This is a genomic window from Pantoea sp. Lu_F5_004, assembly GCF_051136245.1.
Taxonomy (GTDB): domain Bacteria; phylum Pseudomonadota; class Gammaproteobacteria; order Enterobacterales; family Enterobacteriaceae; genus Pantoea; species Pantoea agglomerans.
In genome coordinates, this window is the sequence record NZ_CP194947.1 from 101,547 (window position 1) to 119,865 (window position 18,319).

The window sequence follows — 18,319 nt, forward strand, 5'->3', positions numbered from 1 at the left end:
AAGGAGCATCACCATGGCAACGATTCAGGAAGTGGCAAACAGGGCGGGCGTCTCAAAAGCGACAGTGTCACGTGTGCTCTCGGGCAATGGCTATGTCGGGCAGGAAAAGCGTGAAAAAGTACTGAAGGCGATTGCCGAAACCGGATACCGGCCCAATCTGCTGGCGCGCAACCTGGCGACAAAAACGTCTCAGACCATTGGACTGGTGATCACCAATACGCTCTACAGCGGCAGCTACTTCACTGAACTGATGGCACACTCCGCGCGCATACTGGAGCAGCAGGGCCGCCAGCTGATTCTGGCGGACGGCAAACACACCGCTGAGCAGGAAGAGGCGGCGATACAGTTTCTGCTCGATCTGCGCTGTGACGGCATCATTATCTATCCGCGCTTCCTGAGCATTGACGCGCTGGATGCGATTATCTCGCGGCATAAACAGCCGATACTGGTGATCAACCGGCGGCTGCGCGTCAACCACAGCTACTGTATTTACAGCGATCAGCACGCCAGCAGCGCCACAGCGGTGAGCCATCTGCTGAATCAGGGACATCGCGAGATCGCGTTTATCACCGGTTCGCTCGATTCGCCGACCGGCGTGGAGCGGCTTTCCGGCTATCACGCTGCGCTGGCCGCGCAGGGCATTGAAGCCGATTCCCGGCTAATCGTGACGGGTAAATGGACGGCGCAGAGCGGTATGGCGGCCGTGGACACGTTGCTGGAACGCAGGGTGACATTCAGCGCGCTGGTGGCGAGTAATGATGAGATGGCGATTGGTGCAATCAAGCATCTGACTGAATGCAACATTGCGGTACCCGGGCAGGTTTCGGTGATTGGCTTCGATGATATTCCGCTGGCGCCCTACATCACGCCGTCGTTATCCAGCATGAAACTGCCGGTCACCGAGATGATCGATGAGACGATTAACCGCCTGCTGACCATGCTGGATGGCGGAGACTGGCATACTCAGGCACCTTTCACGGCCAGCCTGATGCAGCGGGACTCCGTTACTAAAGGCCCCAACCGTTCTGCTTAACCTGCGGCGATCTGTATCACCTCTATCGCCTGTTCCCTGAGCTGCGCTACCGTCGCCGCATCCAGCGTCTCATCGGTGATCACATGCCCGACCTGATAACCGGATGAAAGCGGATAGGGGTGAATCTGACCAAACTTGGAGGCGTCGGTCAGGGCATAGCTCTCAGCGCCTTTCGCCAGCACGGCATCCACCACATCACAGCGCAGCATGTTGCGGCCGGTAAAACCGGTCTCCGGATGCCAGCCATCCACGCCAACAAATGCCCGGTGAAAATGAACCTGCTGGATGGAATACCGCGTCAGCGGGCCGACCACCGACTCACTGCTTTTCTGCAGCAGGCCACCGAGCACAATCACCTCACAGGCGGCTTCCCGAAGAAGCTGGGCAATATAGTGACTGACGGTAATCAGCGTAAGATCGGCGCGGTCAGCCAGCGAACGCGCCAGCAGCGCATTGGTGCTGCCACCTTCGATGAACACCGATTCACCCGCCTGTACCAGGCTGGCCGCATGTCGTGCCAGCGCCTGCTTGATGGGATAGCGGGTATTCATGCGGGTGCCGACGTTATCGCTGTCCAGCGCCAGCGCGGAACCGTGAACCCGCCGCAGCAGTCGGTCGCGTTCCAGCAGCGTGAGATCCTGACGCACCGTCACTTCAGAAACCCCGGTAAGCTGCGCAAGCTCACTGACCGTTACGCTGCCCCGGCTATTAACCAGTTGAATAATCTGATGATGTCGCGGGTTCATAATTGCGTTTCGCAGAAAAAAGGAGCTACAGTGTAGCAGGGATATCCCGCGCCGGTGTACAACGCGGGATTGGGGTCAGGACAAATCCAGCGCCCGGCGTCCGTTGAGATTGAGATCCTGCAGCGTAAAGCGCTGGTCCCACTCTGTTTCATAATCTTCCGGCGGAAAATCTCCCGGCGAACGTCCCTGCTCCAGGGCCTGTGCAACCCGCCGGGCATAGGCGCGGTTTTTGTCACACATTGGCGCAGCAGGGATATACATCACATTGCCCCAGCCCTGCTGATCTTCAACCGGTGCAACGGCGTGGATCACATCACAGTGCCACCATACCGAATCGCCCGCCTCTAAGGCCGGTATTGAACAGAGTCCGGCAATCAGGTGCGGATGCCACTGTTCATTTATGGGCAACACCCGGCCTGGTGCGACGCCACACAGTTCATCTTCAGGTACGTCTGAAAGCAGCGGGCGCAGCAGGACATAGGCCATCGCCTGCGGCACAGGTACCACGTGCAGCAGGCCCTGACCGGGGATCATGTCAGAGAGTGCGGTCCAGCCCTGAAAGGTCCGGAATACGGAACATTTGGTGGTACCCGGCAGATCATACTCATCCACTTCGGTGCGGTGAGCCGCATCCCACGGATCGTAAGCGGCAAAATCACCGTGAAACAGCTTACTGAAAACCTGCTGATACGCGGGGAGTAACCAGCGTTCCAGCGCGCCGGAATCGGTATGGGCGCCTAATCCTTTCGACGTGGTGCCCGGCAAGCGGCGACGGATGCGATCGGGATAGATAACGCTGACATCCGGGTCAAACCACTGCCTGCCCTGCGATTCAGACTTCCATAACCGGTTCAGAAAAGATTGCGCGTCAGCCATTGCCGCGCTCTGCCGCGCCTGCATTTGCGCCTGTGACCAGTAAATCGGATAGATTTCAGGACGGGAGGCGGCCAGCGATCCAAAAAAGTCATCTCCGGGGCCGCGATAGTGTTCGTCAAACCGGTTGTGATCCAGATAGTCGAGCATCGACTTATCCCATGCCAGCGCCTGCTCACGCGCGAAGTGCTGCTTAATTACCACACAGCCGCGACGTTTAATCAGCGCCCGGGTTTCATCCGAAACCTTGCCCGCCGCAATGTCCTGCATGGGCACTACTGGCCAGGCGCTGCCCGTGCGCTTTTCATCTGCTTTTGCTTCAGCAATCGCAGCATTAATGTTGTCGCAAACCTGGCGGAATAGGGCATCGACATCACCAATCTGTTGACGTAACTGCTGTTTCATCTCGCGAATAGCGGCTTTGACGTCGTCAGGTAAAGGGGTTGATCGGGATTCTTCACGCATCTCATGCTCCTGAATGTCTGGGGTTGAGTTACGAATGTAATTGAAATAACCTTCATTCGTAATATGTGGCTGAGGTTAACATCCTTTTAACGAAAAAAAACGTGCGTGATAACACAACTCCGGAACCGGAACGCTCTGAAAGCCGTTAGCAAAGTCACTATTTGCATTCTCATTAATCCACACAGCGAGTAAGCTTTATGAATCAAATCAATCAGCCGAAAGGACAGAACGGCGAACGTAGAGGGGCAGGCGAGATGGCGGTTAAGATGATTGCGGTGGATATGGACGGCACCTTTCTGGACGACAATAAGCAGTACAATGTTCAGCGGTTTTCACGTCAGTATGCGCTGCTGAAGCAGAAGGGCATCCGTTTTGTGGTGGCCAGTGGTAATCAGTATTACCAGCTGCAGCGCTATTTTCCCGACATCAAAGACGAGATCGCTTTCGTGGCGGAAAATGGCGCATGGGTCTCTGACTGTAATGAAGAGATCTTCTGCGGAGATTTAGCTCAGGAGAAAGTGCATAAGATCCTTGATATCCTGGCGCATGAACCTGACATCGCGGTCGTGGTCTGTGGACGCAACGGCGCCTATATGCATTCATCTACCTCTGACGAGGTGATGGCAATGCTTGCAAACCACTATCACCGGCTGGAAAAACGCGATGACCTCTATGCCATCGACGACACCATATTCAAATTCTCGCTGAAGCTGGAGCACGAAGGGGTGGATGCACTGCTGCAAAGACTGCATTCCAGTCTGGGTGAGCTGGAAAACATCATGCATCCGGTATCCAGCGGTTTTGGCTTTATTGATCTCATTATTCCCGGCTGCCATAAGGCACATGGCATTGCGTTGCTGCAGGAAAAATGGGGCATCAGCGATTGCGAAGTGCTGGCGATTGGTGACAGCGCCAATGATATTGAGATGCTGCGTCAGGCCTGCTTCAGTTTCTCGATGGCCAATGCGGCTGATTCGGTCGCTGCCGTGGCGCGCTATCAGACTCAGAGCAACAATGATGAAGGCGCGCTGAATGTCATTTCCCGCGTGCTGGCGCGCGAATTCCCGTTCGATTAAGCCTGCACTGCGTGAGAACAGGCGGTGTTCTATCCGCCACTCTCCTGATGGCTGCGCGTGTGATGTTCCATTTCATCCAGCGCAGCCTGATTCTCCAGTCCCCACTGATACATCTGCTCAATTGGCTGGGCGAAGGTATGTCCCAACGGCGTAAGGCTGTATTCCACTTTTGGTGGCACCACCTGCCAGACCTGACGCGACACCAGTCCGCGCTGCTCCAGCTCACGCAACGTCTGAATCAGCATCTTCTTCGAAATACCCTGCAGGCTGCGCTCCAGTTCGCCTGTGCGTGCCCGGTTTTCCGGCCAGTGATAGAGCGCATGCAGCACCATCGTGCTCCACTTCACCGAAAAAAGTTCCAGCAGGCGGCGCGGCGGTGAATCCGCATAAAAGCAAAGTTTTCCTTCAACCCAGACCGGCATAGTGACTTCCCAATTAGTACGGTAACCAAAAGGTAACTACTACCAAATGGGTTTCCGTGTGTCTATAGTGGGCCGCTTTCTTTACGACCACCAGGTGAGAAGAGGCAACAGATGAAAATTAACGCGCTGATAGCGTCCCAGGCAGACCAGCCGCTTCGGGCAGGCCAGGTAGAGTTACGCGAGCTGCAGGCTGACGATGTGAAAATCGAAATTCTTTACTGCGGTGTCTGTCACTCCGATCTGCATATGGCCCGTAATGAATGGGGCGTCAGCCGCTATCCGCTGGTTCCCGGTCACGAAATTGTCGGACGTGTAGTCGCTGTGGGGGGCAACGTCACTAAATTTGCCGCCGGGGAAACGGTTGGCATTGGCGTGATGGTCGACTCGTGCGGTGAATGCCATTTCTGTCAGCAGCAGGAAGAGCAATATTGTGAGGCGGGTTTCACGCCGACCTACAACGGCACGGATAAATACACCGGCAATACGACATTTGGTGGCTATGCCCAGCATGTCATCGCCGACCAGCACTTTGTGGTCACGGTGCCCGACAATCTGGCGCTGAATGCGGTGGCACCGCTGCTGTGCGCTGGCGTGACCGTCTGGTCACCGTTGCAGCATTTTAACGTCAAAGCAGGCGATCGTGTGGGTGTGGTCGGGCTCGGGGGACTGGGTCATATGGCGGTTAAACTGGCCAGTGCACTGGGCGCAGAAGTTACCCTGTTTACTGCTTCTCCGGCGAAAGGGGAAGATGCACGCCGGCTCGGCGCTAAGAACGTGGTGATCTCACGAGACGCCGCACAAATGGCTGACTGCCAGGCGTCACTGGATATCATTCTGGACTGTGTCGCTGCACCACACGACCTCGATCCTTATCTCGGTGCGCTGAAAACCAATGGTCAGCTGGTGCTGGTGGGCATTCCCGATCAACCTCATCCGTCACCGAATGTGACACCGATGGTGTTTCGTCGCCTGAGCATCAGTGGCACCTCGATTGGCAGTATTCAGGAGACGCAGCAGATGCTCGACTTCTGTGGTCAGCACAACATCACGGCTGACGTTGAGATGATCACCGGTGAAGAGGTCGAAACTGCCTTTGAACGTATGCTGACCAGCGATGTGAAATATCGTTTTGTCATCGATATGCAGAAAACCCACTGGTGATGAATACACGGTCCGCTGTGAAAGCGGACCGTCTGACCTTTACCCGGGCTGAACCCGAATGATAAAGTCCGTCTATAGTTACAACATGCCAATATGTATTAGTATCGGCCCACCTCATTAAATTCCGTGCAGCAGAGGTCTTGCAGCAAGATCGTTCTGATTAAACAAAAAAATACCCGGCTCATTGACCGGGTATCTGTTTTGACGTTTACGGGGTGCAGTTAATCCTGCTCTTTATCCGTGTCGCTCTTTTCCGCTTCTTCTTTCTCAACAGCATGGGTAAAAGGCTTGAGAAGCTGAATATCCAGAATCACATAAACCATGGTGCTGATAAACAGAGAGATGACACTGCCAAACACCCCGCTGGTGGTAAACGTCAGATAATTATAAATCACCAGCCAGGTCAGGCAGATAAACAGAGCGAGCGAAATGGAAAGATTGGGTACGGAGTAGTTGCTGGTACCACCGCCCTGGGTATGCGTCGCTTTAAACAGATTTCCGATGGAGTATTTCTCCAGTACCAGGATAGTCCTTTCCCAGTTACGCTGTTTACGCGCGCTGGCGCGGGTCAGGAACAGATAGAGAATAGAGATGAAGAAGCCGGAGAAGGCGATCAGCACCGGAATCGCTTCCAGCGCATATTCAATACTCTTATGAGGCGTGCCCGTGGTGCTGAGATCAAGCGTCAGCGAGGCACCCAGCGCAGCATATAAAAAGAGAAACAGAATCAAAAAAGTCAGGCTACGTTTCCAGTCGCCATCGGCCTCTGCACCTTTTTGCTGGATGGCCAGCTGTAGCGATTGTTGAATCTGTTGTGCCTGTGGTGAGTCTGTTTCAACGGTGTGGCATGGCGCAGCAAAGAAGTTGTGCATAAACAGCTCATCTTCTTTGTGAATGGTGATTTTCATCAGAAACCTGTATTCGGGAAATTTTCTTTATTCTAATCAGCACAGCATGAATTAACAGTAACTTTGGCTTTATACCTTCAGCCCCGCACTGACTCAGCGGGATATCAGGTTTATCAGACTACTTAAAACTGAATCGTTTGCGAAATTCTGCTCAGCATTATCCTCTTCGTGACGCAGTTGCTGATAGCGCAGCAGGGCGGCATCGGCGTTATCTGCATGCACCACGTCCCACGCCATCTTATAGCCATCAGCCATTAACGCGTCCTGCTGATCCTGCCGCTCAGTGTTCACGGCTCTGACTGTTTGCTCTTTCTGAAACAGACGATAGTCTGGCATGGCTATTTCTCCCCAGGCTGGTCCAGCGCTTTAAACTGCTTAATGGCTTCATTGATATTGTTGGTATCGACGGTCGCTATGCAGCGATCGCCGTTGAAAACCTCATAGCGTGCGTTGTGCAGCTGAAACAGCAGATCCCTGCCACGGAAGTGTATACGTTTCTGTTTAACGCCAATCCCATGCCGCCGTAATAATGCCTGTGACAGGCGATCGGTCTCTTTTATCATTCCTTCAGCTCCTCGGCAGTACGTGGTCACTGCCAGTAAACCTGATGAACATTAGTTTTATATTAAGAGATAACCCTAATTATTACAGGGCTAAGCGCAGGTTTCAGAGAAATTACCGGGTTGCGTGTGCTGACGGAATCAGAAGCCCACCGGATTAATGCCATTCCCTGCGTTAACGGACCGCAAATGCGGTACACTTGCCGGGATAACTCGCCACAGGACACGCCGCTATGAACGATAAAAAGATGATTTCCATTGATCAGTTCAACGCTGATGAACGACTGGCCGTCGAGCAAACCTATAAGGGCCTGGCCGAGAAGTACCGTCAACGAACCGGTAAAGAGCCAGATAGCAAAAAAGAGAAAGAATTCAATAGTGAAGCTCGTCAGATCATCATGACCAGCAAAATGGAGAAGCAGAGAGCGCAGGCTGAAAAGGAGAAGAAAAAACCACTGCGTAAGAAAAAACCTTCTTCAATGACCGCCAGCGAAGTCAGCGATTTCAACTGGTCTGCCTCAGTGGTTAAAGGCCGCCGATAAACAGCCTCCGCGCGTATTCATGGCGCGCGGTATCTTCTCACATTACTGCCATTGTTCCCTGACTGCCATCGTCCCCGACACACAAGTCACAGCCTGACGAGATGTCTTTTGCGGCCCGCAATAAGAATATTCTGTAAATAATTTACCCAGATTTATTAATTACCGATAAACTGCCATAACCCGTTGCTGCTTCAGTCTGCATATGAACTACTACACTCCTGACGATATTCAACTGAAGCGCCGTTCGACGCGATTTGTGCGCCGCATGTTCATGATGCGCCAGCTCGGCACCTTTCTCTGTTTTCTGCCCATTCTGTCAGTATTGATGGAGATGGGAAAAAGCCCGGAGCTCTGCGCACTGCTATTTACTAATGCGTTTGTCTGGCCCTATGCGGCCTTCAGACTGGCATTGCGATCGCGCGATCCCACAGGTTTTGAACGTAAGAATCTGACACTGGATGCCGCTTTCGGCGGCTTCTGGGTGGCAACCATGGCGCTGAGTCCGCTTCCCTCGATTATTATCATGGCGGTACTGATCTCTGATCGTTACTCGGCGGGCGGTTGGGTTCAGCTGAAGTCTGCTCTGCAGGCTTTTCTTTTGACCTTTTTAATGGTCTGGTTAGCGGAAAAGGCGCCTTTGCAGCTGACTTTCTCTACCCGCACCGTCTGGCTGACTCTGCCGCTCGCCAGCGGCTATCTGCTGGCGCTCAGCGTGGTTTCACACAATCTGACCCTGAGTCTGCGAAAGAAGAATCAGGAGCTGGAACGCATTGCGCTGATGGATCCCGGTCTGAAAATACCTAACCGCCGTCTGTTTGAGCGGCGGCTTGAAAGCGAGTTTTTACGTACACAGCGAGGTGAGGGTAAAGCCTGGCTGATGCTGCTGGATGTCGATCACTTCAAACAGGTTAATGACACCTTCGGGCATGAAGCGGGCGACTTTCTGCTGGCAGAGATCTCGGCACTGCTGCGGGACAGCGTCGGCCTGAAAGATATACCTGCCCGCTTTGGCGGCGATGAGCTGTGTGTGATTGTGCGGGATGCGGATGAACCCAGCATCATGTTGCTGGCAGCGCAGATCAGACAGGGGATTGCCCTGCTGCGGCTGCCGGCTTCATCCACCTTTCAGTGCTCGGTGAGTATCGGGATTGCACCGGCATGCGATGCGGCGACAATTCATGAATGGCTGAGATGCGCCGACGAGGCGCTGTATCAGGTCAAGCGCGCCGGACGTAACGATGTGCAAGTCTGGCATTCCGGCACGCTGGAAACGCTGAGTGAAGTCAGGAGCAGTTAACAATGCAGCCTGAGAGCGTGGCTCAGGCTGAGAGATTAAATCGCCGGGTAGTCGCCGGTGCCTTCAGGCCAGGGCGTGAGCAGATCAAAACCCTCATCGGTGACGGCGACGGTGTGTTCCCATTGCGCCGAGAGCGAGCGATCTTTGGTGACCACCGTCCAGCCATCTGACAGCACGCTGGTTCCGGCTTTACCGGCATTAATCATCGGTTCGATAGTGAAAATCATTCCTGCTTTCAGTGGCATTCCTTCGCCCGGCGTGCCGTAGTGCAGCACCTGAGGATCGGTGTGGTAAATTTCACCGACGCCGTGACCGCAATATTCACGAACTACCGAGAAGCCAGCCGATTCGGCAACACGCTGGATAGCCGCGCCCACATCACCCAGCGTCGCGCCAGGACGGACGGTTTTGATACCGGCGACCATCGACTGATAGGTGATCTCCACCAGACGTTTGGCACGGACTGACGGTGTGCCGACAAAGTACATCCGGCTGGTATCGCCATACCAGCCATCTTTGATGATCGCTACATCGATATTAACGATATCGCCATCCTTGAGTTTTTTGCTGGCCGGGATGCCGTGGCAGACCACATGATTGACCGACGTGCAGGTGGTGCGGGTATAACCGTGATAACCGATGTTTGCTGGCGTCACTTTAAGCTCATTCACAATAAAATCGTGACAGATATCATCCAGTTCTTCAGTCGTGATGCCGGGGCGCACGTGAGGTGTAATCATCGCCAGCACCTGAGCCGCAGCCTGTCCGGCTGCCCGTGCCATTTCGATTTCCGCTGCGGTATGAATTTTAACGCTGTTCATGACACGTCTCCTTGTGTGGTGAGGCTCTCTTTAGGGAGCATATTGCGTATATCAGCGCTGCCTTCCAGTTCAAGCCGGATTAGCATCTGCGCCAGTTGATGTTGGGTCTGCTGCGGATAGAGTTCAGCCAGCATACCGAGTTTTAGCCAGTGTTCTGCCTGTGCATTAATTGAACGGCTCATCGCCTGACTGGCGATGCGCAGATTCTCATGCATCAGGTCGGAGATTTTTACGATACCCATGCAAGCCTTATATGAAACGTATATGTTTCGTATAGCTTAACGCCAACGGCGTGATTTGAAAAGAGGGGGGAGATTGTTGCGCGTCTGAAGCAGGGTACAGAATGATGACCAACGGCAACGCATTTCGGTCGGGACAGAAAAATTTATAGATAACAGGAAGGTGTGTATTGCCAGGTAACAGTAGGGCAGCCCCGCCGAAAAACTGTCTTTTTCCTGAAAACGTAGCTGATGACTGAGCAGATGAAATACTGGGTTTTTCTGGTGGCTATGGATATTAAGTCTGTAGCATTGATGCTATAAAATCCGGGAAATATCAGGGATGTAATTATGAAAAGAATAATTGCTTTAACTGCCACATTGGCCGTTTCAGGATGCCATATGAGCACAAATCACATCCGGCAAAAGGGAATTAAGACTCCCGACGCGCCAGAGATTAAAAGTCAGTGTGAATCTCAGACACCACAGCAAACTCAAGAGCGTGAAACTCAGCTTTGGCTCTGCCAGGCTGTTACAGCAATACAATATCGGTTTTTCGATGCAGATAATTATCGCGGTAAAACATGTGATGTAAGGATCAGGCAGCCGGAAGGCGAGCCTCCGATAAGCATCAATGTTCAGGGCGGAGATCCAGCTCTGTGCGCTGCTGCAATTGAAGCAATTAAACAAGCTGCAAATGCCCACACTTTTCCAAAGAGACCCGCCTTTATGAAGGATGAAATTCCGATACATTTTGCTCCGCAATAAGATTACATAGCTTAAGGAAAGTGTTAAGCGTTGCACTTAAAAGTCTAAACTCACAATCCCATAAGGCACCATGCTGCTCTGAAGCTATGCCGTCAGATACCTGCTGCTAAAACTGTGCACCGCGATGCAGTTATCCGTTGTCAGCAACAGACAGCAAACTCTTACTCCGGTAAAAGCTCCATTCAGCCCAGCAATTTTCAGGGTTGATATCGAAGTAACCGCGACATTCAGCCATGGCGAGAGCAACATCACGCGGCACTTCGATAGTTGTGGCATTATCACGGATGCTACTGACTTCCTGCTCAGTAAGCGGGCTTCCTTTCTCATTCTCAATTCTCATCAGTAATGGGATGAGGGCAGGTATAAAAACTATGCTCATGAGTCATTTCTCATATTATTAAAGGTTTGTGTCGCTACGAAGTCACTAAAATATGACCTCTCCGGAGTGCGATAAGTGGCATTTTGTAAAATTTGTCTTTCTGAAAAATATCAATTCATCGTCGTTTCTTAGTTACAAGGCCTGGAAATCAATTAACACTGCCCAGGCATACAGGCAGGTTTGTATAGCCCGGCTGGCTTGCCATAGATAAGGGTGAACATGTCGGCGCCATATTCTGGCTAACCGGCTGAGCCTGGGGCTGATTTTTATACTGGCTGTCATCGCTGTTCGTTGAGGATTTTCTTGCGGCCTGACGGCCCTTCTCACGCACGTAGGATGACGTGTAGTTATGGGCCTGGTATGCGCCGTAACCTGCTGCGCCCGCTGTAGCATATCTCGCCGTTCGCTTGGCGCTGGAATATCTCTTCTTGATTCTGGGTGTCGTTGTTTGTGATGAATAACCTGAACTAAAACTATGGCTGTAGCTTCTATGCCCACCCCCACCACGATGGCCGCGCGCATCAGCTGTAAACGAGGCCGCAATCAGTGACACTATAGTCAGACTTAAAATAATTCCCTTCATTACGGCTCCAGTATTTTCATATTCATTAATCATGTTCTCGTCAAAAATCACGATATCTTCAGCCAGATAAACAATTTTTTTAGATTTATTTAACTCGTTCAACGCTGCGCTATCCTTATGAGAGGAGGTGCCCATGTGTGGACGGTTTGCGCAGTACAGCAGCAGAGACGATTACTTTGAATCCCTGGAGCTGAAGCCCGATGAAATCACTTATGACCCAGAGCCCATAGACCGCTTTAACGTAGCTCCAGGCACCAAAGTACTCTTGCTCAATGAGCGGGATAATGAACTGCACTTTGATCCGGTTTACTGGGGTTACGGTCCGGAGTGGTGGGACAAACAACCTCTCATCAATGCACGTGGTGAAACCGCTGCGACGGGACGCATGTTCAAACCGCTGTGGGATCATGGCCGTGCCATTGTTCCTGCCAATGGCTGGTATGAATGGAAGCGAGAGGGCGATAAAAAACAGCCTTACTTTATCTACCACATAGAGAAAGAGCCGCTGTTCTTCGCCGCTATCGGCAAAGCTCCTTATGGTAAGGATCATGGGCATGAGGGTTTTGTTATCGTAACGGCAGCGAGCAATAAAGGCATGGTTGATATCCATGATCGACGCCCGCTGGTTTTAAGTGCGGATGCTGTACGCGAATGGCTCAGTGCAGAAACCACGTCGGAACGTGCTCAGGAAATTGCACATGAAGCCGCACTGCCTGAGAAGGACTTCACCTGGCATCCTGTTACAGCCAAAGTCGGGAACATCCACAATCAGGGTGAAGCGCTTATTAAAGAGATCAAGCCTGACTGAACAGGCCGATGAAGTGAGAGATTTACATAGTTTCCCGCACCGTTTCCCGATATAAAAACAGGATCACTCGTTTCTTAATCTGAGAGCGTTTATTTTGCAGCCAGACACTATGCGGTTGTTTCTTCGGCCAGTCACCCCATCAGATGCCGATGATCTTTACAGGATCTACGGCGACCCTGCGACGAATACGTTTAATCCCGCGGGCCCTCATCCGGATATCCAGCATTCACGGGAAGTGCTATCGCGCTCTATCAGTCACTGGGAATCAAATGGCTTCGGCAGTTGGGCTATCTCGCTTCGGGATAATCCAGAAAGAATCATCGGTTTTGGGGGATTGAGCATCAGAAGCTTTGCCGATATCACGATCAATAATCTGGGGTATCGTTTCTCCCCGGAAGCCTGGGGAAAAGGTCTGGCGACGGAATTTGCGAACTATGCGGTTAGTTATGGGTTCGAAGAGATAAAACTGTCTGAAATTTCTGCAGTCGTAAGAGCAAATCATCTGGCTTCACATAAGGTTCTGATTAATGCCGGCCTCCGGCATACCCGGGATATTTATGATGTGGAAAATGCGCCTGAAAGCATGCTCTTTAGCCTGAGTCAGGATGAATGGAATCAAAAACGGGGGTGAGGAGGGCATCTCCGTCCTGCTCAGTACCTATCGTTTCTGGTCAATCAGTGCGAGCTGTAGATGATGCTCTATAAAATTCGCTTTGAGCGCGCTGTAGCGTTGAGCATCGTTGTTACAGAGTGATGCTGCTTACACGTGCACGCGTCGCTATTCTGGAAGGGATTGGCTCCCGGGTTGCGTCTGCTGAGTTAACCTGGCTGTTGATCATGGCATCCCGAAGAAACTCAGTCTCGTCGGAGAATGCAATGGCTCAGGGACGATGGCAAAGAGAACCAGGCTCTGCTGTTCATAATCAGGACATCGGCTTTCTGGGCGATGGGAAAATTGTTAAACGTCTTGCTTCATGTGCAGCCATTTTGGATGCAGGATCAGGCATGGGGAAGTTCACTTGCCAGGGAATAAGCGCGAGCTGGCGGATGGTAGGTTCCTGAGAGTCGCGAGCAATTCTTTTAAACGCGCATTGTGTTAACGGTACATCAAAGGAAAAAATCGCCTTGCCGCGGCAGCATTAAATTACCGGAAATGGGTGTCAGGTAGCCGCTGCTGATTAAAGAGAAACGTGCCACGGCGCCGTTATTTCTCTGCCAGTAATTTTCAGTGACGATGATTATCAATTGTCAGAGTGACGCGGTTTGCCCGGCAGAAGAGCTCTGAATAGTGCACCGGTTTATCGTTCTGATCGTAAGCGATCTTACTGATGCGAAACAGCGGTTCGCCCAGCTCGCACTGCAACCTGAGCGCTTCCGCTTTTGTGGCGGTAAAAATATCGATGGTTTTTTTGTCGCTGACTACGCGACTGTCATATTTTTGCTGGAAAAGTTTATAAGTTGAAGCACCTGCGTGATAAACCTGATCAAAGCCGGGATAACGTGAGAGAGGGATCCACGAACAGTCGATGAACAGCGGCTCGTTATCAAGATACATCACCCGCAGCAGGCGAAACATTTCGCCGTTACCAGCAATATTAAGCCTTTCGCAGAAGGGATCACTACTGACTCGCTCCTGTTCAATCACTTCTTCACGCGTCGGCTTTCCCTGCGAAACACCAAAATCAGTAAAACCACTCACCGTTAGCAGCGCATTTTCAACCTTGTTGCTCTGCACAAAAGTTCCTTTTCCCTGCCAGCGGATCAACACGCCATCTTTAACCAGTTCCGTTATCGCCTTGCGAATCGTAATGCGGCTGACGTTATATAACGTGCATAAGTCGCTTTCGGTCGGGATCTGTTGGCCCGGCAGGTAAATGCCCTGTGCAATATCATCCAGCAGGCGTTGACGTACTGTGGCATAGAGCAGTTGATGTGAATATCGCGCCGTCGCTGGCATGAGTCGACCCTGACAGTTGAAAATAATGAAAGTGATTATAGGAGGCTTTATAGCGGAGTCATAGGGGCTGGCGCGCGGAGTGTCACGCCAACCCAGGTTTTACCAGGCGCCATGATAACTCAATGTCCGGGCGGCACAGTGCGATCCCTGCTTCATGGCCTGTGCGATTGGCTCACCGACAGCAACTGCGCAGAGAAAGCCTGCAATGTAAGAGTCACCCGCCCCCATCGTATCTACCACATCCACTGGTTCAGGCGGCATACGCCAGAACTGTTTTCCATCCCAGGCCAGGCTGCCATTTTCGCCCAGCGTGGCAATCGCGACGCCCGTGCCGCCCTCCACCACGGTTTGCAGCCGGTCACGCAGCCAGGCCGATTCGACATGCGCCGACGCAAACAGGTAATCAAGATGCGGCGGTAAGCTCTGCCACAGTGGGTTTTCCCATTTGTCGGCAAAGTCGAACGAGACGATTTTTCCAGACGCTTTTAGCACCGGCAGCGCCGCCTCAGCGTGTCCCCAGACCGCGGAATGGATCATATCAAAGCCGTTGAGCCATGCTATGTCTTCATGACTCAATGTAAAATCCGCCATAACACCTTCGGTGTAATCGCCCAAAATGCGATCGTTGTTGCGCAGCTCAACCTGGGTTTGCGCGGTCATGCCAGCTTTCGTGTGCAGATGAGAAATATCCACCCCTTGTTGCAGCAGGTCACGCTTCAGTATTGCACCATACGCATCATCACCCACCCAACTCACGCAAGCAGACTGCATGGCATAACGCCTGCTGTAGACTGCGACATTCACGGCATTGCCGCCGGAAAAGGCTTTGTTGAGTTGAGGATAGATATCCACGCAGTTATCGCCCACCGTCGCCAGGCGCATCATTCCGTCAGGTTGCGTTGCTTCACCTGCTGCTGCATCGTCCTTTTTCATTTCGCGTCTCCTGGTAGAAACGCCTGGTCTTCTTCAGACCAGGCAAAAGGATTAATACTCAACTAATCCGCCGTAGTAACGGCGATCGTCTGGGTTGTGATCTTTATAAATAGAGAGGTAATAGCAGAGCCACTCCATTGGGACGAACATCAGGAAAGGTGCCAGCCACGGATGCAGTCCCTGAGAAATTTCCGCGTAATCAATAACAATCACGTTGTCGGTACGCTCACGCACGAAGCGGATAGCCCGTTCGGTGGTATGGCGACTTTCATCGCTGCCAAGCAAAAACAGGAAAGGCACGCCAGGCTCGACGACCTCCAGTGGCCCGTGACGAAACTCGCCACTCTCAATCACGGAACCGTGTGTCCAGGTAAATTCCATTAAGGTAACAATGCCCTCTTTGTAGCCCAGCGGACGCAGCGGACCGGCCGATACGGTATAGATCATTGGCCACTGACTCGCCTGTTCGCCCAGCTGACGGCCTTTATCTTCCCATGTGCGCACCAGATGTCCCAGCGCTTGCGGCAACTTGCGCAGGTCGTTTTTGATTTTGCCGATCTCGGTATGCGGTGAGAGACGGGTAATCATCCCGATCACTACGCTGTAGCAGAGCAGCAGGTGAATCTCCCAGATGCAGTCCGCTTCATAGGCCAGTACATGATCAGCGGCCTGGGTAATCGGGCTGTCGTGATGTTTGGTGAAGGCAGCCGTCAGCGCGCCGCAGGCCGCACCCAGCTCCAGCGCTTTAATCACCTCCTCCGTTTTACCGTAATCAGAAACGCCAATGACCGCGCAACGCGCATCAAGACGATGCGGTGTGTTGTCACAAAATTCCCAGCCGGAAAGCGCATAAACCTGCAGGCTCGAGAAGCGATCGGCAAGGTGTTTTGCCGTCTGGGCCGCATTGAGCGGTGACCCGCAGGCGACGAAGTAGATGCGATCGATACCGCGTTGCACCATCTCATCAACGATGGCGTTAACGCGCGGTACATCCCGTTCCAGAATTTTTTCAACTTCCGGCACCATGTTTTCAGTGACCAGAAAATCCACACTGCGTTTATCAATATTCAACATGAAACAACTCTCCAGACAGGGTTAAGAAACGTGAGCCAGACGGCGATTGCGCTTTTCCCAGAAGGCGTAAGCGGGCAGACCGGTAGCGATGACAATCAGGGCACAAATAAGTCCAGGAACAGGCGCCCATACGAACGTGGACGCCACAAGAATCAGGCTGGAGGCGATAGCGGCGAAGGTCATCAGACCGAAGGCGGGCGTGCGCCACAGCGGTTTGTAATCTTCGCGTTTACGACACCAGATGATGGAACTGAAGGTGAGGGTGTTCTTAAAACACATCACCAGCGTGAAGTAGCCGAGCAGGCTGGTCAGATCGGAGACGAAGATAAAGAAAATGCCGAGTGCACACTGCAAAATGATTGAGACATCCGGCGTGTTGTACCGGGGATGAACGTGAGCAAAGCTTTTAAAAAAGAGATTGTCTTTGGCCATCGCATATTCCAGCCGGGGTTGATACATCACACAGCTGGAGAGCGATCCGAGGATGACAATAATGGCTGTCACGGCAACAAAAATACCTGCTACGCTGCCGAGCGCCGGAATGTAGGTGAGGGCATCGGAGATGGGCGTTTCGGATGCAGCCAGCCTGTCGAACGGCATCAGACCTGAAATCACCAGCGCTAACAGCGAATAGAGCACCAGAACCAGCAGACAGGAGCCAATCAATGCGCGCGGCATCGTTTTGCCCGGATTTTTGATTTCGCCTGTCATATAACAGATCGACGCCATGCCGGTATAGGACCAGCTTGTGGCTGAAATCCCCGCCAGCAGCGCCATAAAGCCTGCTGCAGCACTGGTAGTCGCCGCACTCTCCACTACGACAAAGTTGTCACCTTTTAGCCAGAAGATGCCGATGCCGATCACGATGACAAAAGGAATGATTTTGGCGATGGTGATCAGTGTCTGAAAGGTGGCCCCGCCTTCTACCGAACGCAGATGCAGCACCATAAAAGCCAGTATCAGCCCGGTCGCTACCAGCTTGCCGCTCAGCGGATCGAGGGGTATCAGAAAGCCCAGATTACTGACAATGGCGAGCGCCATGATTGAGAGTGAAGGCGCATCATTCGCCCAGAAGCTGGCCCAGCCGGAAAGAAAGGCCAGCGGACGGCTGCCGGCGTTTTTCAGGTAAATATAATCGGCACCGTTTTCAGGATAGGCTGTGGAGAGTTCCGCATAGACACACATCTGCGGAATGACGATAAGCCCGCCGATGACAAATGCCAGCACAGTAAGCCACGGCGTACCTGCCGCTTTTGCTACTTCACCAACCGAAACGAAGATACCGGAACCGACGGTGGTGCCGATGGAAATTGCCAGCACGGCCCAGAAGCCGAGCTTGCGTTGCAGATCCTGGCTTTCCATATCGCTACCTTTTTTAATTTTCAGGGTTGTAGGGTTAAGAGCAGCTCGTCGAAATAACGCCAGCAGAAAGCCGCATCCCCTTCAACGCCCGGGGGATGGAAAATCCGCCAAATGATGTAATAACGAGATGACTCATAACCAATATAACAACACATGATGAATATAAATGACGAGGGAGATCACAAATTCATCACAAGGAGAAACGGCGAGCGCTGGTTATTGAACAGGCGATTGATTTATAGAAATATTATTTTAAGACGGGTTAAAAAGGATGAGAGAGCGAAGCAGGTGTAAGCGCAGAGGCGCAGCTGACATGCGCGTCATAACACGGTA

At 52.4% G+C, this 18,319-nt stretch carries 22 protein-coding genes; 8 read left to right on the forward strand and 14 right to left on the reverse strand.

Annotation, left to right across the window (positions count from 1 at the left end):
- The first annotated feature begins 13 nt into the window (after positions 1-13).
- A complete protein-coding gene (locus ACR8BN_RS19455) occupies positions 14-1,033 on the forward strand; it encodes a LacI family DNA-binding transcriptional regulator (RefSeq protein WP_434747744.1) in 1,020 nt (339 codons plus the stop codon).
- Here ACR8BN_RS19455 and ACR8BN_RS19460 read toward each other — a convergent pair.
- Both ACR8BN_RS19460 and ACR8BN_RS19465 read right to left on the reverse strand, forming a co-directional pair.
- Positions 1,030-1,779, reverse strand: a complete 750-nt coding sequence (locus ACR8BN_RS19460) for a DeoR/GlpR family DNA-binding transcription regulator (protein ID WP_083069797.1) — start codon at positions 1,777-1,779, stop codon at positions 1,030-1,032. The genes ACR8BN_RS19455 and ACR8BN_RS19460 overlap by 4 nt on opposite strands.
- Positions 1,780-1,854: 75 nt before the next feature.
- Entirely contained in the window at positions 1,855-3,117 is a 1,263-nt protein-coding gene (locus tag ACR8BN_RS19465; protein WP_434747745.1) for a DUF1479 domain-containing protein, read from the reverse strand.
- Between the two features lie 254 nt (positions 3,118-3,371).
- Between ACR8BN_RS19465 and ACR8BN_RS19470 the strand changes: the two genes are divergently transcribed.
- On the forward strand, positions 3,372-4,193 hold the full coding sequence (locus tag ACR8BN_RS19470; protein ID WP_139794655.1) for a Cof-type HAD-IIB family hydrolase: 822 nt from the start codon (positions 3,372-3,374) through the stop codon (positions 4,191-4,193).
- A 29-nt stretch (positions 4,194-4,222) separates the two neighbouring features.
- Here the strand turns inward: ACR8BN_RS19470 and ACR8BN_RS19475 are convergent, their stop codons facing one another.
- Positions 4,223-4,615, reverse strand: coding sequence for a winged helix-turn-helix transcriptional regulator (locus ACR8BN_RS19475; RefSeq protein WP_039389774.1), 393 nt, complete (start codon positions 4,613-4,615; stop codon positions 4,223-4,225).
- A gap of 111 nt (positions 4,616-4,726) precedes the next feature.
- Here ACR8BN_RS19475 and ACR8BN_RS19480 point away from each other — a divergent pair, with 111 nt between their 5' ends.
- A complete protein-coding gene (locus tag ACR8BN_RS19480; RefSeq protein ID WP_143789356.1) occupies positions 4,727-5,776 on the forward strand; it encodes an NAD(P)-dependent alcohol dehydrogenase in 1,050 nt (349 codons plus the stop codon).
- Positions 5,777-5,997: 221 nt separating this feature from the next.
- Here the strand turns inward: ACR8BN_RS19480 and ACR8BN_RS19485 are convergent, their stop codons facing one another.
- The 3 genes from ACR8BN_RS19485 to ACR8BN_RS19495 all read right to left on the reverse strand — a co-directional run bounded on the left by ACR8BN_RS19485 (position 5,998) and on the right by ACR8BN_RS19495 (position 7,247).
- Complete coding sequence (locus ACR8BN_RS19485) at positions 5,998-6,684, reverse strand: RipA family octameric membrane protein (protein ID WP_033760640.1); 687 nt, start codon at positions 6,682-6,684, stop codon at positions 5,998-6,000.
- A 93-nt stretch (positions 6,685-6,777) separates the two neighbouring features.
- Positions 6,778-7,020 carry a hypothetical protein gene (locus ACR8BN_RS19490; RefSeq protein WP_045140060.1) on the reverse strand — a complete coding sequence of 81 codons (243 nt, stop codon included), beginning with the start codon at positions 7,018-7,020 and terminating at the stop codon, positions 6,778-6,780.
- 2 nt (positions 7,021-7,022) lie between these two features.
- The gene (locus ACR8BN_RS19495) at positions 7,023-7,247 is read right to left on the reverse strand and encodes a hypothetical protein (RefSeq protein WP_010670434.1); all 225 of its coding nucleotides are present in this window, start codon (positions 7,245-7,247) and stop codon (positions 7,023-7,025) included.
- Positions 7,248-7,477: 230 nt separating this feature from the next.
- On the opposite strand from ACR8BN_RS19495, the gene ACR8BN_RS19500 reads away from it, so the two are divergent.
- Positions 7,478-7,786 carry a hypothetical protein gene (locus tag ACR8BN_RS19500; RefSeq protein ID WP_031591637.1) on the forward strand — a complete coding sequence of 103 codons (309 nt, stop codon included), beginning with the start codon at positions 7,478-7,480 and terminating at the stop codon, positions 7,784-7,786.
- Between the two features lie 202 nt (positions 7,787-7,988).
- Positions 7,989-9,083, forward strand: a complete 1,095-nt coding sequence (locus ACR8BN_RS19505; protein ID WP_115388274.1) for a sensor domain-containing diguanylate cyclase — start codon at positions 7,989-7,991, stop codon at positions 9,081-9,083.
- Between the two features lie 35 nt (positions 9,084-9,118).
- Here the strand turns inward: ACR8BN_RS19505 and map are convergent, their stop codons facing one another.
- Complete coding sequence (gene map, locus ACR8BN_RS19510; RefSeq protein ID WP_010247003.1) at positions 9,119-9,904, reverse strand: type I methionyl aminopeptidase; 786 nt, start codon at positions 9,902-9,904, stop codon at positions 9,119-9,121.
- Positions 9,901-10,146 carry a ParD-like family protein gene (locus ACR8BN_RS19515; protein WP_010247005.1) on the reverse strand — a complete coding sequence of 82 codons (246 nt, stop codon included), beginning with the start codon at positions 10,144-10,146 and terminating at the stop codon, positions 9,901-9,903. The genes map and ACR8BN_RS19515 overlap by 4 nt, the downstream gene beginning before the upstream one ends.
- A gap of 327 nt (positions 10,147-10,473) precedes the next feature.
- On the opposite strand from ACR8BN_RS19515, the gene ACR8BN_RS19520 reads away from it, so the two are divergent.
- Positions 10,474-10,890: a cell envelope integrity TolA C-terminal domain-containing protein gene (locus ACR8BN_RS19520; protein WP_227028325.1), complete on the forward strand. Its 417-nt coding sequence runs from the start codon at positions 10,474-10,476 to the stop codon at positions 10,888-10,890.
- A 130-nt stretch (positions 10,891-11,020) separates the two neighbouring features.
- Here the strand turns inward: ACR8BN_RS19520 and ACR8BN_RS19525 are convergent, their stop codons facing one another.
- Both ACR8BN_RS19525 and ACR8BN_RS19530 read right to left on the reverse strand, forming a co-directional pair.
- Positions 11,021-11,269, reverse strand: a complete 249-nt coding sequence (locus ACR8BN_RS19525) for a hypothetical protein (RefSeq protein WP_061703200.1) — start codon at positions 11,267-11,269, stop codon at positions 11,021-11,023.
- 148 nt (positions 11,270-11,417) lie between these two features.
- A complete protein-coding gene (locus ACR8BN_RS19530) occupies positions 11,418-11,954 on the reverse strand; it encodes a hypothetical protein (protein WP_434747746.1) in 537 nt (178 codons plus the stop codon).
- 31 nt (positions 11,955-11,985) lie between these two features.
- Here ACR8BN_RS19530 and ACR8BN_RS19535 point away from each other — a divergent pair, with 31 nt between their 5' ends.
- Entirely contained in the window at positions 11,986-12,660 is a 675-nt protein-coding gene (locus ACR8BN_RS19535; protein WP_031591643.1) for an SOS response-associated peptidase family protein, read from the forward strand.
- A gap of 109 nt (positions 12,661-12,769) precedes the next feature.
- Complete coding sequence (locus ACR8BN_RS19540) at positions 12,770-13,291, forward strand: GNAT family N-acetyltransferase (protein ID WP_434747747.1); 522 nt, start codon at positions 12,770-12,772, stop codon at positions 13,289-13,291.
- 594 nt (positions 13,292-13,885) lie between these two features.
- Here ACR8BN_RS19540 and ACR8BN_RS19545 read toward each other — a convergent pair.
- From ACR8BN_RS19545 to frlA, 4 genes are all read right to left on the reverse strand, one after another.
- Positions 13,886-14,617 carry a GntR family transcriptional regulator gene (locus ACR8BN_RS19545; protein ID WP_022624404.1) on the reverse strand — a complete coding sequence of 244 codons (732 nt, stop codon included), beginning with the start codon at positions 14,615-14,617 and terminating at the stop codon, positions 13,886-13,888.
- A gap of 99 nt (positions 14,618-14,716) precedes the next feature.
- A complete protein-coding gene (frlD, locus tag ACR8BN_RS19550; RefSeq protein WP_069026943.1) occupies positions 14,717-15,502 on the reverse strand; it encodes a fructoselysine 6-kinase in 786 nt (261 codons plus the stop codon).
- A gap of 99 nt (positions 15,503-15,601) precedes the next feature.
- Complete coding sequence (gene frlB / locus ACR8BN_RS19555) at positions 15,602-16,624, reverse strand: fructoselysine 6-phosphate deglycase (protein WP_069026807.1); 1,023 nt, start codon at positions 16,622-16,624, stop codon at positions 15,602-15,604.
- Between the two features lie 21 nt (positions 16,625-16,645).
- A complete protein-coding gene (gene frlA, locus ACR8BN_RS19560) occupies positions 16,646-17,986 on the reverse strand; it encodes a fructoselysine/psicoselysine transporter FrlA (protein ID WP_235765317.1) in 1,341 nt (446 codons plus the stop codon).
- Between the last annotated feature and the right edge of the window lie 333 nt (positions 17,987-18,319).

What these genes read in the sequence shown, in the direction of transcription:
- ACR8BN_RS19455 (WP_434747744.1), top strand. Translation starts at nt 14, where the DNA reads ATGGCAACGATTCAGGAAGTGGCAAACAGGGCGGGCGTCTCAAAAGCG.
- ACR8BN_RS19460 (WP_083069797.1), bottom strand. Translation starts at nt 1,779, where the DNA reads ATGAACCCGCGACATCATCAGATTATTCAACTGGTTAATAGCCGGGGC.
- ACR8BN_RS19465 (WP_434747745.1), bottom strand. Translation starts at nt 3,117, where the DNA reads ATGCGTGAAGAATCCCGATCAACCCCTTTACCTGACGACGTCAAAGCC.
- ACR8BN_RS19470 (WP_139794655.1), top strand. Translation starts at nt 3,372, where the DNA reads ATGGCGGTTAAGATGATTGCGGTGGATATGGACGGCACCTTTCTGGAC.
- ACR8BN_RS19475 (WP_039389774.1), bottom strand. Translation starts at nt 4,615, where the DNA reads ATGCCGGTCTGGGTTGAAGGAAAACTTTGCTTTTATGCGGATTCACCG.
- ACR8BN_RS19480 (WP_143789356.1), top strand. Translation starts at nt 4,727, where the DNA reads ATGAAAATTAACGCGCTGATAGCGTCCCAGGCAGACCAGCCGCTTCGG.
- ACR8BN_RS19485 (WP_033760640.1), bottom strand. Translation starts at nt 6,684, where the DNA reads ATGAAAATCACCATTCACAAAGAAGATGAGCTGTTTATGCACAACTTC.
- ACR8BN_RS19490 (WP_045140060.1), bottom strand. Translation starts at nt 7,020, where the DNA reads ATGCCAGACTATCGTCTGTTTCAGAAAGAGCAAACAGTCAGAGCCGTG.
- ACR8BN_RS19495 (WP_010670434.1), bottom strand. Translation starts at nt 7,247, where the DNA reads ATGATAAAAGAGACCGATCGCCTGTCACAGGCATTATTACGGCGGCAT.
- ACR8BN_RS19500 (WP_031591637.1), top strand. Translation starts at nt 7,478, where the DNA reads ATGAACGATAAAAAGATGATTTCCATTGATCAGTTCAACGCTGATGAA.
- ACR8BN_RS19505 (WP_115388274.1), top strand. Translation starts at nt 7,989, where the DNA reads ATGAACTACTACACTCCTGACGATATTCAACTGAAGCGCCGTTCGACG.
- map (WP_010247003.1), bottom strand. Translation starts at nt 9,904, where the DNA reads ATGAACAGCGTTAAAATTCATACCGCAGCGGAAATCGAAATGGCACGG.
- ACR8BN_RS19515 (WP_010247005.1), bottom strand. Translation starts at nt 10,146, where the DNA reads ATGGGTATCGTAAAAATCTCCGACCTGATGCATGAGAATCTGCGCATC.
- ACR8BN_RS19520 (WP_227028325.1), top strand. Translation starts at nt 10,474, where the DNA reads ATGAAAAGAATAATTGCTTTAACTGCCACATTGGCCGTTTCAGGATGC.
- ACR8BN_RS19525 (WP_061703200.1), bottom strand. Translation starts at nt 11,269, where the DNA reads ATGAGCATAGTTTTTATACCTGCCCTCATCCCATTACTGATGAGAATT.
- ACR8BN_RS19535 (WP_031591643.1), top strand. Translation starts at nt 11,986, where the DNA reads ATGTGTGGACGGTTTGCGCAGTACAGCAGCAGAGACGATTACTTTGAA.
- ACR8BN_RS19540 (WP_434747747.1), top strand. Translation starts at nt 12,770, where the DNA reads ATGCGGTTGTTTCTTCGGCCAGTCACCCCATCAGATGCCGATGATCTT.
- ACR8BN_RS19545 (WP_022624404.1), bottom strand. Translation starts at nt 14,617, where the DNA reads ATGCCAGCGACGGCGCGATATTCACATCAACTGCTCTATGCCACAGTA.
- frlD (WP_069026943.1), bottom strand. Translation starts at nt 15,502, where the DNA reads ATGATGCGCCTGGCGACGGTGGGCGATAACTGCGTGGATATCTATCCT.
- frlB (WP_069026807.1), bottom strand. Translation starts at nt 16,624, where the DNA reads ATGTTGAATATTGATAAACGCAGTGTGGATTTTCTGGTCACTGAAAAC.
- frlA (WP_235765317.1), bottom strand. Translation starts at nt 17,986, where the DNA reads ATGGAAAGCCAGGATCTGCAACGCAAGCTCGGCTTCTGGGCCGTGCTG.